The 14,568-nt window shown below is 70.3% G+C and carries 15 protein-coding genes; 5 read left to right on the top strand and 10 right to left on the bottom strand.

Annotated features, from left to right (window positions below):
• Nucleotides 1-38 precede the first annotated feature (38 nt).
• On the bottom strand, nt 39-1,301 hold the full coding sequence (locus AC3WQY_RS11490; RefSeq protein ID WP_492708617.1) for a nitronate monooxygenase: 1,263 nt from the start codon (nt 1,299-1,301) through the stop codon (nt 39-41).
• Nucleotides 1,302-1,617: 316 nt separating this feature from the next.
• Between AC3WQY_RS11490 and AC3WQY_RS11485 the strand changes: the two genes are divergently transcribed.
• The 3 genes from AC3WQY_RS11485 (at nt 1,618) to AC3WQY_RS11475 (ending at nt 7,058) form a co-directional block, all read left to right on the top strand.
• Nucleotides 1,618-3,885 carry an Ig-like domain-containing protein gene (locus tag AC3WQY_RS11485; protein WP_492708432.1) on the top strand — a complete coding sequence of 756 codons (2,268 nt, stop codon included), beginning with the start codon at nt 1,618-1,620 and terminating at the stop codon, nt 3,883-3,885.
• A 112-nt stretch (nt 3,886-3,997) separates the two neighbouring features.
• Nucleotides 3,998-5,704, top strand: a complete 1,707-nt coding sequence (locus tag AC3WQY_RS11480) for a type I secretion system permease/ATPase (protein WP_492708430.1) — start codon at nt 3,998-4,000, stop codon at nt 5,702-5,704.
• A 19-nt stretch (nt 5,705-5,723) separates the two neighbouring features.
• Entirely contained in the window at nt 5,724-7,058 is a 1,335-nt protein-coding gene (locus tag AC3WQY_RS11475) for an HlyD family type I secretion periplasmic adaptor subunit (RefSeq protein WP_492708428.1), read from the top strand.
• An 11-nt stretch (nt 7,059-7,069) separates the two neighbouring features.
• On the opposite strand, the gene AC3WQY_RS11470 is transcribed toward AC3WQY_RS11475, so the two are convergent.
• Nucleotides 7,070-7,447, bottom strand: coding sequence for a hypothetical protein (locus tag AC3WQY_RS11470; protein WP_492708426.1), 378 nt, complete (start codon nt 7,445-7,447; stop codon nt 7,070-7,072).
• A gap of 97 nt (nt 7,448-7,544) precedes the next feature.
• Between AC3WQY_RS11470 and AC3WQY_RS11465 the strand changes: the two genes are divergently transcribed.
• Nucleotides 7,545-8,162 (top strand): ABC transporter ATP-binding protein, encoded by a 618-nt coding sequence (locus AC3WQY_RS11465; RefSeq protein WP_492708424.1) that lies wholly within the window; start codon nt 7,545-7,547, stop codon nt 8,160-8,162.
• Here the strand turns inward: AC3WQY_RS11465 and AC3WQY_RS11460 are convergent, their stop codons facing one another.
• From AC3WQY_RS11460 to AC3WQY_RS11445, 4 genes are read right to left on the bottom strand one after another with little or no spacing between them, the layout of a single operon-like run.
• Nucleotides 8,163-9,248, bottom strand: coding sequence for an MBL fold metallo-hydrolase (locus AC3WQY_RS11460; RefSeq protein ID WP_285235579.1), 1,086 nt, complete (start codon nt 9,246-9,248; stop codon nt 8,163-8,165). It abuts the gene before it with no gap.
• A gap of 13 nt (nt 9,249-9,261) precedes the next feature.
• Complete coding sequence (locus AC3WQY_RS11455; protein WP_492708422.1) at nt 9,262-9,678, bottom strand: DUF6691 family protein; 417 nt, start codon at nt 9,676-9,678, stop codon at nt 9,262-9,264.
• Between the two features lie 10 nt (nt 9,679-9,688).
• Nucleotides 9,689-10,132: a YeeE/YedE family protein gene (locus AC3WQY_RS11450; protein ID WP_285235400.1), complete on the bottom strand. Its 444-nt coding sequence runs from the start codon at nt 10,130-10,132 to the stop codon at nt 9,689-9,691.
• A 34-nt stretch (nt 10,133-10,166) separates the two neighbouring features.
• Nucleotides 10,167-11,582: an MFS transporter gene (locus AC3WQY_RS11445; RefSeq protein WP_492708419.1), complete on the bottom strand. Its 1,416-nt coding sequence runs from the start codon at nt 11,580-11,582 to the stop codon at nt 10,167-10,169.
• A 120-nt stretch (nt 11,583-11,702) separates the two neighbouring features.
• Between AC3WQY_RS11445 and AC3WQY_RS11440 the strand changes: the two genes are divergently transcribed.
• The gene (locus tag AC3WQY_RS11440; protein WP_285235402.1) at nt 11,703-12,611 is read left to right on the top strand and encodes a LysR family transcriptional regulator; all 909 of its coding nucleotides are present in this window, start codon (nt 11,703-11,705) and stop codon (nt 12,609-12,611) included.
• Here AC3WQY_RS11440 and AC3WQY_RS11435 read toward each other — a convergent pair.
• The 4 genes from AC3WQY_RS11435 to AC3WQY_RS11420 all read right to left on the bottom strand — a co-directional run bounded on the left by AC3WQY_RS11435 (nt 12,608) and on the right by AC3WQY_RS11420 (nt 14,381).
• The gene (locus AC3WQY_RS11435; protein WP_285235403.1) at nt 12,608-12,904 is read right to left on the bottom strand and encodes a hypothetical protein; all 297 of its coding nucleotides are present in this window, start codon (nt 12,902-12,904) and stop codon (nt 12,608-12,610) included. The genes AC3WQY_RS11440 and AC3WQY_RS11435 overlap by 4 nt on opposite strands.
• The gene (locus tag AC3WQY_RS11430) at nt 12,901-13,311 is read right to left on the bottom strand and encodes a hypothetical protein (protein ID WP_285235404.1); all 411 of its coding nucleotides are present in this window, start codon (nt 13,309-13,311) and stop codon (nt 12,901-12,903) included. Before AC3WQY_RS11430 ends, AC3WQY_RS11435 begins: the two co-directional genes overlap by 4 nt.
• Before the next feature lie 80 nt (nt 13,312-13,391).
• On the bottom strand, nt 13,392-13,805 hold the full coding sequence (locus tag AC3WQY_RS11425) for a cupin domain-containing protein (RefSeq protein ID WP_285235405.1): 414 nt from the start codon (nt 13,803-13,805) through the stop codon (nt 13,392-13,394).
• A 69-nt stretch (nt 13,806-13,874) separates the two neighbouring features.
• Nucleotides 13,875-14,381: a 2-thiouracil desulfurase family protein gene (locus AC3WQY_RS11420; RefSeq protein ID WP_285235406.1), complete on the bottom strand. Its 507-nt coding sequence runs from the start codon at nt 14,379-14,381 to the stop codon at nt 13,875-13,877.
• Nucleotides 14,382-14,568 lie beyond the last annotated feature (187 nt).

The following is a 14,568-nucleotide window of genomic DNA, read 5'->3' as shown; positions in this document are numbered from 1 at the left end:
CGCCTCGAGGGCGCCGTGCCTGTCGGCACTGACCCCGCTCAGGCCACCGTCAGCGTCGGCTCCGGCAGCGCCACCTGGTCGTCCACGCTGAACTGGTAGTCGCGGAACACATGCTCGGCGGTGAGCAGCTGGTAGCTGCCGTCGGGCAGGCGGTGGGTGGTGTCCTTCAGGCGCCAGGCGGTCTGGCCGCAGGTCCAGATCTCGAAGTTGCGCATGTGCGTGCACAAGCAGGTCTTGTCCATCACATGGATGCGGCGCTCGCCCGGGTGCGCGGCCACCTCGCGGTTGTAGGCCGTGACGTAGGCGCATTTGCCGTTGGCGTCGAGCAGATAGCCGTAGGCCTCGCAGTTCGGGCGGATGCCGTCGCCGATGCCGGGGCTGGCCTTGATCATGCGCATCGGGTAGCCGGTGGGCGAGATCTGGTTGACCTCGATGTCGTCCTCGCCGGCCTTGAAGTACTCCTGCTTCACGTCATCGGGCAGGCCGCATTCCTTGGTGACGGTGAAGCGCGTGGCCACCTGCACGCCGGCCGCGCCCAGCTGCAGCATGCGCACCGCATCGCTGCCGGTGAAGATGCCGCCGGCCGCGATCACCGGGATCTCCAGCTTCTCGTCCTGCAGGTACTGGACGATTTCCTTCACGATGGTGGCCAGGTCGTACTCGGCCCAGTCCATGCCGAAGCCCAGGTGGCCGCCGGCCAGCGGGCCTTCCACCACCACGTAGTCGGGCAGGCGGTTCAGGCGGCTGTTCTTCTTCAGGAACAGCTGCAGCGCGCGCAGCGAGGAGACGATGATGCCCAGCTTGGCCTCGCGGAAGCGCGGGTGCTGCTCGATCAGCGCAAACGAGCCCAGGTGCAGGCCGGCCGCCAGGGTGATGCCGTCGATGCCCGCGTCCAGCGCGGCGTTCATGCGCACCGCCAGGGTCTCCTTGGGCGCATTCATCGTCAGCTTTTCCATGCAGTTGATGAAGATGAGGCCCTTGCCCTGCTTGCGGGCCATAGTGCCCTCCACATGCAGGCGGGTGGCCTCGGCCAACTGCTCCAGGCTGAACTTGACCGGAGACTTGTCCTCCGAGTCCATGTTGTATTTGTAGAGGGCCTGCTTGGCCTTGACGAACTTGGTCTGGTAGCGGCGGTCGGTCACCGTCGGCACCATGGCGTCGGAGATATGGCCCACGCCACCGAGGCGGGCCGCTTCCAGTGCCAGATCGGCAGAGGAAATGTCCACCCCCATACCGCCGATCACGATGGGCACCAGTTCGTGGCGGCCCATCTTGAGGCGGAAATCGTCCAGGCGTTGCATCATCGGCTTTCTTCAATCAGGAAGGGGCGTGAGCGCCCCGGAGCCGGTCGGCTCCATGAAATTGGGTTGCCGAGTCTAATTCATCGGCACCCAGGATCCCTGAAAACCCACCCCGACGCTATTGAGCTTGGTCAAGCGCGCGGCACTTGGCCGGCGCGCGCCAGCGTGGCCGCCACGGCCGCCGGGCAACAAATGAAACCGCCGCCGCCGCGCATCGAAACCGGGCTGATACCTGCGCTTCGCACCATCTCGACATCGCCAACCAGCGAGTCAAGCCCTCTTTCCCTTATCCAACTCAACCGTTCAGGAGTCCACCATGACATGCGCACGCAGCATCAGCTTCACCATCCCCGGCTCGGCCCAGGCGCCGGGCGTGCTCGTCACCGCCACCGAGCATGACGGCAAGATCGACTTTGCGCTGGCCCTGAGCGGCCCGGCCGGCACCACCGCCGACATGCGCGGCCTGTTCTTCGACCTGGCCGACGACAGCAAGCTGGCCGGCCTCAAGACCAGCGGCAGCCCGCTGATCACCGATTTCGACACCGTGGACGTGATCGACCTGGGCAACGGCGCCAATATGAGCGGCGCGGCCTCGCCCTATGACGTGGGCCTGGAGTTCGGCACCCAGGGCATCGCCAAGGACGACATCAAGTCCATCAGCTTCACCCTCTCCAATACCGCCAACAACCTGACGCTGGACGACATCGCCCATATGGACTTCGGCGCCCGGCTGGCGAATGTGGGCGTCACCGGCGGCGCGCGCAACGACCTGGCCAAGCTGACCACCGTCGCGCCCGCCGCCCCCGACGCCCATGACGACAACGTCAGCGGCTTCGAGGACGGCCAGGCCGGCCTCGCCAGCCCCAGCCACCAGCCCGCCGGCCTGCTGCTGCAGGTGCTGGCCAATGACAGCGACGCCGATGGCCAGACCCTCACCATCACCCATGTGGAAGGCGCCCAGCACGGCACGCTGCAGATCGTCGACGGTGCCGACGCCGACAACCTGGCCGGCGATGCCATCCTCTACACCCCCGATGCCGACTTCGCCGGCACCGAGACCCTGGGCTACTGCATCAGCGACGGCCATGGCGGCGTGGACGGCGCCCACATCAACCTCAGCCTGGCCGCGGTGGCCGACCGCCCGCAGCTGGACGTGCAGATGCTGGAGGGCGACAGCGTCAACCAGATCAAGTTCATCGTCACCGCCACCCAGACCGACGCCGATGGCTCCGAGTACATCGACCGCATCGAGGCCCTGGGCCTGCCGGCCGGCGCCACGCTGACGCCCACGGGCGTCAACCCTGGCACGCAGCCGGGCCAGCTGGTGCAGGAATTCGTGCTCACCCTGCCCGAGGGCCAGGACAGCAAGTTCGACCTCAGCTTCCAGGCCATCGCCAAGGAAAAGAGCAATGGCGACGAGCAAGCCGCCAGCCAGAGCTTCAAGATCGAGATCGACCATACCCACCAGCAGGCCGAGCAGCGCTTCGACACGCTGGACCAGAGCATGTGGGGCAGCGGCGCCGCCACCGACATCCACACCGACGACTTCTACGGCCTGGACGAGCATGGCGCCGCCAAGAGCGAGCCGGGCGACACCCTGGTGTACGACTTCTCGGCCGGCTACACGCTGGGCTTTCGCCAGCAGATCGACATCGAGGGCGGCGACATCGACGCCTCGCTGACCTATGACGTGACGCTGGACGCCACCCACAACAAGACGCTGGACACCTTGCTGATCAAGACCGACGCCGAGCTGGTCGGTGGCAGCTTCGACACCTCCGGCCCGCAGGCCGCCTACCAGCTCGACTTCAAGGCCCTGCTCTCGCTCTATGCCTATGCGGGCGTCAACATCGGCGATGTGCTGGAGATCCCGCTGACCGTGCCGCCGGTGGACATCAAGCTGGACGGCAGCACCAACATCATCGATTTCGACACCCACGACCTCGACTTCGACATCGACAGCATGGGCCTGCAAGCGCATATGTCCTGGCCCGATCTGCTCGCCGATGGCAGCGTCAAGTCGCTCGCCGACGGCCAGTTCGCCGGCACCGCCGAGGCGCAGTTCCTGAACATGAATTTCGACGTCGACCAGTTCCTGCTGGGCGGCAACGATGCGATGAAGCTGGTGCTGGACCTGGGCCTGGTGTGGGGTTCGCTGGACCTGATCGACTTCGACATCTTTGGCGGCGCCAGCATCCAGCAGAAGTTCCTGATGGACGAGCAGAAGCTCACCGGCGTGCTGCACTTCGAGGACGGCTCGACCCAGACCTTCCAGATGGGCGAGGACATCAAGATCGCGAACGCCTCGCAGATCGACCTGCACGGCGACGCCGACGGCACGGTGGAATACCAGCTGGAGCTGGTGCCCACGGTCAACCTGAGCAACCGCACCGATCTGCTGGTGGACCTGGACTTCAGCTACGACCTCCTCAAGCTGGCCGGCGGCTACGACGTGGGCTTCTCCTCGGGCAGCCTGAACGAGACCGCCTACCACCTCGGTGGCGCGCTGGTGAACACCGCCATCAATCTGCACGACGAGACGTCGCTGCTGCACTTCGACAGCGAGATGGTGACCTTCGCCTGATGCTGACTTGGGGCGCCCTGAAACAAACGAAACGCGCGGGCGCCCACCGCTGAAGCGGGCCTGAAACCCAGGCTTCGGACACTTCTTTCATCGACCCGCCCGGAGCCTCTTCATGTCCGCCAAGCCCAGCACCGAACTTTCTCCTCCCCTGGCCCTGGTGGCGCGCGCGCTGCGCCGCTATGCCGGCGCGCTGGGCGGCTTCAGCGTGGCGATCGCCCTGCTGCTGCTGGTGCCCACGGTCTACATGCTGCAGGTCTACGACCGCGTGCTGAGCAGCCGCAACGAGGTCACCCTCGCGCTGCTGACACTGGGGGCGCTGGGCCTGTTCGCGCTGCTGGCGGCGCTCGAGTCGGTGCGCAGCGCGATCTGCGTGCGGCTGGCGGCGGGCGTCAACCGCAGCCTGGCGCCGGAGGTGTTCCGCGCCGCCTTCAGCGCGCCTGCCGGCAGCGCCCAGCAGCTGATGGCCGGCGACCTGGCGACGCTGCGCCAGTTCGTCGCCGGCCCGGTGCCGGCGCTGTGCTTCGACACCCCGCTGGGCCTGCTGTTCCTGGCCATGGCCTTCGCGGTGGATCTCTGGCTGGGCCTGTTCGTGGCCGGCAGCCTGGCCCTGCTGGTGGGCGTGGCGGTCTGGCATGAGCGGCGTGCCCGCGCGCCGGCGCTGCAGGCCAACCGCGCCGCGGCCGAGGCGGCGCAGGCGCTGGCCGAGACCATCAACCATGGCGAGGCGGCGCGTGCCCTGGGCATGCGCGGCGCGCTGGCGCGGCGCTGGCTGGGCCTGAACGAGCAGGCCGCCGGCCTGCAGGCCGAGCTCAGCGTGGAAGCGGCGCATGCCGCCGCGGTGACGCGGCTGCTGCGCCTGGCCACCCAGTCGCTGGCGCTGGGCCTGGGCGCCCTCTTGGTGCTGGAGCAGCGCATCAGCCCCGGCATGATGATGGCCACGACCCTGCTGCTGGGGCGCGCGCTCAGCCCCATCGAGGGCCTGGTGGGGCAGAGCCGCCAGATCCTGTCGGCGCGCGAGGCCTGGCAGCGCCTCAACGGCCTGCTGAGCCAGGCCGCGCCGGCCGAGCCGCTGGCCCTGCCGGCGCCCAGCGGCCGGCTGAGCGTGGAAGGCCTGGGCTGGCAGGCGGGTGCCGGCCAGGCGCCGCTGCTGCAGGGCATCCGTTTTGAACTGGCGCCCGGCCGCGGCCTGGCCGTGGTGGGCCCCAGCGGTGCCGGCAAGTCCACGCTGGCGCGCCTGCTGGCCGGCGGCCTGGCGCCGACGCTTGGCGCGGTGCGACTGGACGGCGCCGAGCTGGCGCAATGGCCGGAGGCGCAGCGCGCCGGCGCGATCGGCTACCTGCCGCAGGACGTCGAGCTGTTCGAGGGCACGGTGGCCGAGAACATCGCCCGCATGGGCGAGGTGGATGCGGCCGCGGTGGTGCAGGCCGCCCAGCAGGCCGGTATCCACGAGCTGCTGCTGCGCCTGCCCGAGGGTTACCAGACCCGGCTGGGCCGCGGCGGCCTGCAGCTCTCGGGCGGCCAGCGCCAGCGCCTGGGCCTGGCCCGCGCGCTGTTCGGCAAGCCGGTGCTGCTGGTGCTGGACGAGCCCAACGCCCATCTGGACGAGCAGGGCGAGCAGGCCCTGCGCCAGGCCCTGCAGGCCCACAAGGCCGCCGGCGGCGCCTTTGTGGTGGTGTCGCACCGCCTGCCGCTGTTGCAGGTGGTGGACGACATGCTGGTGCTGCAGGCCGGCCGCCAGGCCGCCTTCGGCCCGCGCGACGAGGTGCTGCACAACACGCTGCGCGCCGTGCCCCAGGCACATCAGGCACGCCAGGCCTGATGCTCAAGGAGAGATGAACATGATGATGACCGCTGCTGTTGCTGCCAACGAGGCCTGTACGGCCGACGACGAGATCCGCCCCCTGCTGCGGCGCGGCCTGGCCCTGCTGGGCCTGGGCCTGGGCGGGCTGCTGCTGTGGGCCGCGCTGGCGCCGCTGGGCCAGGCCCTGCCGGGCCAGGGCACCGTGGTGGTGGCCGGCCAGCGCCAGGCGGTCCAGCATGCCGAGGGCGGCAGCGTCGCCGCGCTGGCGGTGGGCGAGGGCGATGCGGTGCACAAGGGTCAGGTCTTGCTGCGCCTGGAGATGGCGCCGCAGCGCGCCGAGCTGGCCAATCTGCAGCGCCAGGAAGTGGCGCTGGGGGCCACCCGGGCGCGCCTGCAGGCGCTGCTGGCGGGTGCCGCCAGCCTGCAGTTCGATGCCGCGCTGCAGGCGCGGGCGCGCGAGCTGGACGGCGGCGACAGTGCGCTGGCCCTGCAGCAGGCGCTCTTCAACAGCCAGCGCCATGGCACGGCGCAGGAGCGCCAGCAGCTGGAGGCGCGGCTGGCCCAGCTGCGCACCGAGATCGGCGGGCGCCAGGCCCAGATCGAGCGCCAGCGCGAGCAGCGCGGCCTGGTCGACGCCCAGCTGGCCACGCTGGAGCAACTGGCGCGCGACGGCTACTACCCCAAGCTCAAGCTGATCGATGCGCAGCGCCAGGCGGTGAGCGCGGCGCAGGAGGAGGTGCAGGGCGTGTCCGAGCTGCAGCGCGTGCGCGAGGCCCTGCAGGAGGCCGGCTCGGCCCAGGGCAAGCGCCTTGGCGAGACGCGCCGCGACTGGGAGCTGGAGCTGCTCGACGTGGATCGCCAGCTTTCCGGCGCACAGTCGCGCGCCGCGGCGCTGCGCCACCAGATCGCGCGCGCCGAGGTGCTGGCGCCGGTCTCGGGCAAGGTGGTGGGCCTCACCGCGCACACGGTGGGCGGGGTGGTGAAGGCGGGCGAGACGCTGATGGAAGTGGTGCCCGAGGATGGCGCGCTGATCGTCGAATCGCGCTTTGCGCTGAGCGCGGCCGAAAGGCTCGCCGCCGGCCTGCCCGCCGATCTGCACTTCACCAGCATGGACCAGACGCGCACGCCGGTGATCCATGGCGAGGTGCTGACGGTCTCGGCCGACCGCCTGCAGGATGCGCGCAGCGGCGAGCCCTATCTGCTGGTGCGCCTGACCGTGCCCGCCGCGGAACGCGCGCGCCTGGCCGCCAGCGGCGCGCAGCTGCGCCCGGGCCTGCCGGTGCAGGTGTTCGTGGCCCTGGGCGAGCGCAGCGCGCTGGCGATGCTCACCAAGCCGCTCACCGACCGGCTGGCGCGCGCCTTCATCGACTGAACTGCCCTGCGCTAGCAGCCCTCGATCTGGTGGCCGACGATGCGCTCGGTCTGCGCCTCGATCTGGTAGCGCACCACGCAGCTGAAGAGGCTGGGGCCGTTGGGGCCCTTGATCTTGGCGGACTTGGCGTAGACCAGCACCTGGCTGCCATCGGCGGCGCGGGTGTTGCTGCTGGGCTTGCCCAGCTTGCTCACGAGTTCTTGCAATTTGGCGCCATGCCAGCGCGCCTGGCTGCGATCGAACTCGGCCTGGCGCTGGGCATCGATGCTGGGCTGGGCCGGCGTGGCGGGCGCTGCGGCCGGCGCGGCCGGGGGCGGCACGCTGGCGCAGGCGCCCAGCAAGGCCAGGCCGAGCAGCAGGGCGCGTGTGAACAGGGTGTGGATGTGCATGGGCGTCCCGTGTTGAAGATGCGCTGTGCGCAGCCTAGTGCCTGCCGGCGGCGCCGGTGCTCGAGCTTGTATCCAAATGCGCGGCGAGAATGGGACCATGTCCACCCCTGCCAGCCTCTTGATCCAAGCCGAACAACTGGGCTTCGATGTCGGCGCGCGCGCGCTGCTGGAAGGCCTGTGCTTTGCGCTGCAGCCCGGCCTGACGCTGGTGCGCGGCGGCGACGGGCGCGGCAAGACCACGCTGCTACGCCTGCTGGCGGACCAGCTGGCGCCCACGCATGGCCGGCTGCAGCGCCGGGCCGAGCTGAGCTGTTTCTTTTTCGACGAGGCGACGGCCGCCCGGCATGACGCGGTGATGGCGCGCGCCTGGCTGGCCGCGCAGCGCGAGGGCTTTGCCGCCAGCTGGCAGGCCGGCACCGAGGCCGCCCTGGTGGCGGCGTTTCAGCTCGCCGAACACCTCGACAAGCCGCTCTACATGCTGTCCACCGGCAGCCGGCGCAAGCTACATCTGCTGGCCGCGGCGGCCAGCGGTGCGGCGCTGACCCTGCTGGAAACGCCTTATGCGGCGCTGGACGGCCGCTCGATACGGGTGCTCAACGAGCTCTTGAGCGAGGCGGCGGCGGAGCGCAGCCGCGCCTGGGTGCTGGCGGACTATGCGCTGCCGGCGGGCCTGGCCGGGGTGGCGCTGGCAGGGCAGATCGACTTGGGCGATTGACTAAACCGCGCCGCCTTCCACCGGCAGCGCCTCGGCGCGCCAGCGCAGCATGCCGCCGGCCAAGTTGGCGACCTGCTTGAGCCCCTGCTTCTGCAGCAGCACGGTGGCCTGGGCCGAGCGCGCGCCGGAGCGGCAGACGGCGACGATGGGCCGATCGGTGGCCAGCTCGGCGGCCTGCTGCGCCAGCTGCGACAGCGGCATCAGGCGCGCGCCCTGGATATGGCCCAGCGCATCGTTGAACTCGTCGGGCTCGCGCACGTCGACGATCTGGATCGCGCTGCCCGCGCCGCCGGCGACGCAGTCGTAAAGGGCATTGGGCTGGATCTCCCAGATGCCGCTGAAGGTGCAGGTGAGCGGCGCCCAGTCGGGCTCGCCGGCGCCGGCGCCGGGGTCTTCGGGCTCGCCGCAGCGCAGATTGGCGGGCACGGCGATGTCCATCAGCCTGGGATGGGGCAGCCCCAGGTTCTTCATATAGCCGCTGAAGTCGCCCTCGTTGACGTCGCCGCCCAGGCGCGGGTTGTAGCGCCGCTCCTCGGCCACGCTGGTGACGGTGAGGCCGCGGTAGTCATGGCCGGGGTAGAGCAGGCAGGCCTCGGGCAGGCTGAGGATCTGCTCGCGCACCGAGTGGTAGAGCCGGCTCGGGCTGCCCTGCTGGAAATCGGTGCGGCCGCAGCCGCGTATCAGCAGCGCGTCGCCGGTGAAGGCCATGCGCTGGTCGTCCAGCACATAGCTGACGCAGCCATTGGTATGGCCCGGGGTGGCGCGCACCTCCAGGTGGCGGCTGCCGAAGGCGACGCGGTCGCCATGCTGCAGCGCGCGGTCGGCGCCCGCGGCGCCGGCGGCGGCGGCGAGCATGATCCGGCTGCCGCAGCGCTGCTTGAGCAGCCAGGCCGCCGTCACATGATCGGCATGCACATGGGTGTCCAGCGTCGCCACCAGCTGCAGGCCCAGCTCGCGCAGCAGGGCCAGATCGCGGCGCTCGTGCTCGAACACCGGGTCGATCAGGAGGGCCTCGCCGGAGGCCGAGTCGCCCAGCAGATAGGTGTAGGTGGACGACGTGGGGTCGAAGAGTTGGCGGAATACCAGCATCGCGGCCTCCTCAGCGTGGTTGGGTGAACTGGTCGTGCAGCAGCATGCCGGCCAGCATGGCGGGCACGAAGATCAGCGCGGCGTCCATGCCGCTGCCCAGCGCCACCAGGGCCGGGCCGGGGCAGAAGCCGGCAATGCCCCAGCCGATGCCGAACAGCAGGCCGCCGACGATCAGGCGCGCGTCGATCACGCGGATATTGGGGATCTCCATGCGCTCGCCGCTCCAGGCGCGTTCGCGCCGCTTGCCCGCGGCGAAGGCGAACACGCCCACCGCGATGGCGCCTCCCATCACCAGGGCCAGGCTGGGGTCCCAGGCGCCGGCGAGGTCGAGAAAGCCCTTCACCTTGGCCGGATTGCTCATGCCGCTGGCGATCAGGCCGAGGCCGAAGACGAGGCCGCTGAGGCCTGCAATGAGGAGTCGCAACATGTTTTTTCGTTCAGCCCAGGTGACGCAGCAGGTAGACGGTGGCGAAGCCGGCGCCCATGAAGGCCAGCACGTTCACCAGCGAGCGCGGCGAGAAGCGGCTCAGGCCGCACACGCCATGGCCGCTGGTGCAGCCATTGGCCATGCGCGTGCCCACCCCCACCAGCAGGCCGGCGCCCAGCAGGGCCAGCGGGCCCACATCCACCGCAGCCGCCGGCAGCGGCGCGAACAGGCGCCACAGCCAGGGCGCCAGCAGCAGGCCGGCGATGAAGACCAGGCGCGGGACTTCGGGCGCCAGGCTGCTGCGGCTCAGCAGGGCGCGCAGCGGGCTGGCGACGATGCCGGTGATGCCCGCCACGCGGCCGTTGCCCAGCAGATAGAGGGCCGTGGCCAGGCCGATCAGCAAGCCGCCGAGCAGGGCGCTCCAGGGGGTGAAGAGATTCCAGGCAATGGTCATGGGGGGAGCTGGGCAGGCTGTGAGGGAGCCAAGTCTAATTCGCCTGCCGCCGGCGCGGGGCCAGCAGCAGCGCCAGCAGCAGCAGCGCCGCCGCCGCGACAAAGGTGATGCGCATGCCGGCCACCGCGAACAGCGCGCCCAGCGCCGATGCGCCGGTGATGAGGCCGAGGTTGCGCGCCAGGTTCAGCAGACCGGAGATGACGCCGCGCTGCTGCGGGGCCAGCTCGCTCATCAGCGCGCTGTTGTTGGCGGCCTGGAACAGCGCGTAGCCGGCGGTGATGACGACGATGGGGCCCAGGTAGCCGGCCAGCGCCAGCGCCAGCGGTGCGGCCGCCGCCACCATGCTCAGCGCCAGGCAGCCGGCCAGCATGGCGGCCAGGCCATAGATGCTCATGCGCGCGGCGCCCAGGCGATCGACCCAGCGCCCCGCGGGCACGCCGCTGAATGCCGCCACCACCGGCCCGACCGCCATGACCATGCCGGTGCGGGCCATGTCCAGCCCCAGGGTCTGCGCGAGGTAGAAGGGCCCGGCCACCAGGGTCGCCATCATCACGGTCGAGACCAGGGCCGTCATCGCGAGGCCGGCACGCAGCCGCGGCGCTCGCAGGCTCGCCCAGGGGATCAGCGGCGTGGCGCTGTGGGCCTCCAGCAGCAGGAACAGGGTCAGCACCAGCGCCGCCGCGCCCAGCAGGGCCAGGTTGAGCGCACCGAAGCTGCCACGCCCCAGCGTCATAGCGAGCGCATAGGCGGCCAGGCCCAGCGCCAGCAGCAGGGCGGCCAGCAGCAGCGTGGCCAGCGTGCTGAAGCGCGGGCGCGCCGAGTCCTGCACCGCGCGCTCAGCGGGCAGATAGCGCCAGGCCAGGCCCAAGGCCAGCAGACCCAGCGGCACGTTGACGAGAAAGATCGACCGCCAGCCCAGCGCGGCGATCAGCAGACCGCCTAGCGCCGGGCCCAGTGCGGTGCCCAGCGCCGACATGCTGCCCAGCAGCCCCATGGCACGCCCGGCGCGCGCCTTGGGCACCGCCGCGCTCACCAGGCTGGTGGCCAGCGCCAGCATGGCGGCCGCGCCCAGGCCCTGGGCCGCACGCGCGGCGACCAGGGGCCACAGCCCCGCGCCCAGGCCGCACAGCGCCGAGGCGGCGGTGAACAGCAGCACGCCGGCCAGCAGCAGGCGCCGGTGGCCGAGCATGTCGGCCAGCCGCCCGACGCCGACCATCAGGCCGGTGCTGGCCAGCAGATAGGCCAGCACCACCCACTGCACCTGCTGCATGGGCGCGCCCAGGGCCTCGACCAGGGCGGGCAGGGCGATATTGGCGCTGCTGGTGCCCAGCGCGGGCAGCAGCACGCACAGGGCCAGGCTGGCCAGCAGCCCCGTCAGCGTGGGCCTTGCGGGCGGCGCCTGCGCCTTGTCGTTCGCCAGGTTTGTGGCCGTGTTTGTGGCTGTATCCATCGCATGCTCTCCGGTTGCCTGGCAACGATAGGTGCCTGGCTGGCATGGCGGAAGGCGCAGCATTTGCACTTCATCCGTGCGCCTGACGCCATATCATGGGCGCTAGCCTGTGCCGCCACCATGTCCAGACCCGATCTCAACCTCTTGGTCACGCTCGACGTACTGCTTGCCGAGGGCAGCGTGGCGCGCGCCGCGCGCCGCCTGCACCTCAGCCCCTCGGCGATGAGCCGGGCCCTGGCGCGGCTGCGCGAGAGCACCGGCGACCCGCTGCTGGTGCGTGCCGGGCGGGGCCTGGTGCCCTCACCGCGCGCGCTGGAGCTGCGCGAGCGCGTCGGCCAGCTGGTGCACGAGGCCGAGGCCGCGCTGCGGCCCGCCAGCCGGCTCAAGCTGGGCCAGCTGAAGCGCAGCTTCACCCTGCGCAGCAGCGAGGGCTTTGTGGAGAACTTCGGCGCCGCCCTGCTGGCCCGCATCGAAGCCGAGGCGCCGGCCGTGCGCCTGCGCTTCCAGCCCAAGCTCGACAAGGACAGCGCCCCGCTGCGCGAGGGCAGCGTGGACCTGGAGACCGGCGTGGTGGGTCGCAGCGCCGGGCCGGAGCTGCGCGCGCAGGCGCTGTTCCGCGACCGCTTTGTCGGCGTGGTGCGGCCGGGCCATGCGCTGGCGCAGGGCGGCGAGCCCAGCGCCGAGCGCTACGCCGCCGCCCGCCATGTGCTGGTGTCGCGCCGCGGCAGTAGCGACGGCAAGGGCCCGATCGACACGGCCCTCGCGGCCCTGGGGCTGGCGCGCGAGATCGTCACCACGGTGGGGGGTTATTCGGCCGCGCTGGCGCTGGCGCGCGACAGCGAGCTGGTGGCCAGCGTGCCCGAACGCCACACCGGCCATCTGCGCGCCGGCCTGCACAGCTTTGCCCTGCCGCCGGCCCTGGCGCCGCAGTTCACCGTCTCGCTGCTCTGGCACCCGCGCATGGACGGCGACCCGGCGCACCGCTGGCTGCGCGGCTGCGTGCGCGCGGTCTGCGGCGCAGACTCCTAGGCTTCGGTGAGCCGGTGCGCCGCCTCGGCGCCCAGCTCCAGCCCATAGATGCGCTTCAGGTCGGCGATGCGTTCCAGGCTCTGCGCGCCGAACGCCGACTTGCCCTCGAAGGCGTGCAGCACGATGCCCTCGACCAGATCTCCCAGGGCCAGGTCGTGGTACTCGGCCAAGGCCTTCAGCACCTTGAGCATGCGCTTCTCCATGCGGAAGCCGGTCTGCACGCGCTCGACCACGAAGGTCTCGGTGGCGGCGGCGGCGGGGGATTTCGTTTTTTTGCTCTTGCTGGTGCTCATGTGGATGCTGCCTCTTTTCCTTCTTGCGCGGCGCGTGGGTTGAGCAGCAGGACATGGCGCGCGGCCGCGTCCTGCAGACGTTCGGGGCTGTAGTAGCGCGACAGCAGATCGCGCTCGCACAACTCGGGCTCAAGCCGCAGCAGGGTCTGCCAGTCGGCCCCGGGATGGCGCGCCATCTGCTCGGCCACCAGGCTCATGAAGGCGAGCGTGATGGTCTCGTGATACAGCCCGGCTTTACCGATGCTGGCGGCAAAGCGCTGCAGGCTGTCGCGCATCGCGATGCAGGCCTCCAGAAACGGGCGCCCCGAAAGGTAAAGCCAGGCCGCGCGCAAATGCGCGCGATGGCCAAACTCGGCGGGGCTCAGCCGCGCGCTCTCCAGCGCGGCGAGGAACTCGGCGTCGGTCATGGTGTGGATATTCGTTGCTGCAAAGTGATAATGTTACCATGGTAACTTTGTCGCAGCTTGCCCCGGCATAGGGTCAGGCGTCAGCCATCGGCGCGACCGTTCGTGGCGTCCGGGTTGTCAGGGTCGGCGACATAGTGTCCGGACTGGTCGAGACCGCGCGTACCGACGATGAGATACGAGCAAGGGGCATCCGACCTGTTGGACACGGTGTGCCCGTTGGCGATGCCGGCCGGCCAGCAGGCGGCGTCACCAGGGACCAGCGTGTGATGCCCGTCGTTCTCGGTTACGGTCACTTCTCCGCTGACCACGAACAGGAACTCGTCGACATGCTCGTGCCAATGCCTGATCGAGGCTTTCGCGCCAGGCGAGAGAACCTGGAGCGAGGCGCCGAACTGGGTGAGCGCGCCGGCGTCCGACAGTCGGAACGTATCAACGCGGCCCCAGCCGGGCTTGGCGTTGACGTGCGGGGGGACTTGGGCTTGTCTGATGATCATTTGCGGGTGTCTGGTGTGAGCGATACGAAGGGGCCAAGATTGGTCGCCCGCGCCATCGAGGTTAAGGGCTTAGGCTGCATCGCGTGCCTCAAGCTCGAGCAAGAACTCATGAGCCTCGACGAACTGCTCCTCGCTGAAGACCCTGACTCCCGTGCGCTCCAGCAGCGCCGACGTGACGCCCCGCTCGGGAACCTTGGTACCCGTGAACGTTCCGTCGTAGATGTAGCCCGAACCGCAGGACGGGCTGCCTTCCTGGAGCACGGCGACCCGAATGCGCCTGGACTGCGCCAGCTGCAAGGCGTGATGGGCGCCCGTGACGAATGCGGCCGAGATGTCGTTGGCGCTCGGATCCACGACCTTGGCGAGGCCGGCAAGAACCTTGGCTCCCCCAGCGCCTGCAAGCACCTCCGCAGGCGGGCGAGGCACTGGCAGACCGCCGGCAAGCTCCGGGCACACCGGCACGACTCGCCCCTCGTTCAACCACCGCTGCAGAACCTTGCTGCCCGAGCGCCGGTGCGCTCCGTCGTAGCGGACGGGACTTCCGAGCAGACAGGCACTGACGAGGACGAAGTGCATCCTTGCGGCCTAACGACGCTGTCCAGCAACGCATCCCCGGAGCGTGCGGTCGGTCTTCGAGGCGAACTGGGAACGGTGCAGCGGAATTTTCATGGCAGGTGACGTGGTTGTGACCTGCCCGGATTCTTCGAGACACTGATTCCAAGAGAAGATGGCTCCATCCCCCGAGGAGCCCATGAGAAAGAGT

The sequence above is a fragment of the Roseateles sp. FW301-B2 genome (assembly GCF_058788955.1).
This window is presented reverse-complemented; position numbering and strand designations above follow the sequence as displayed.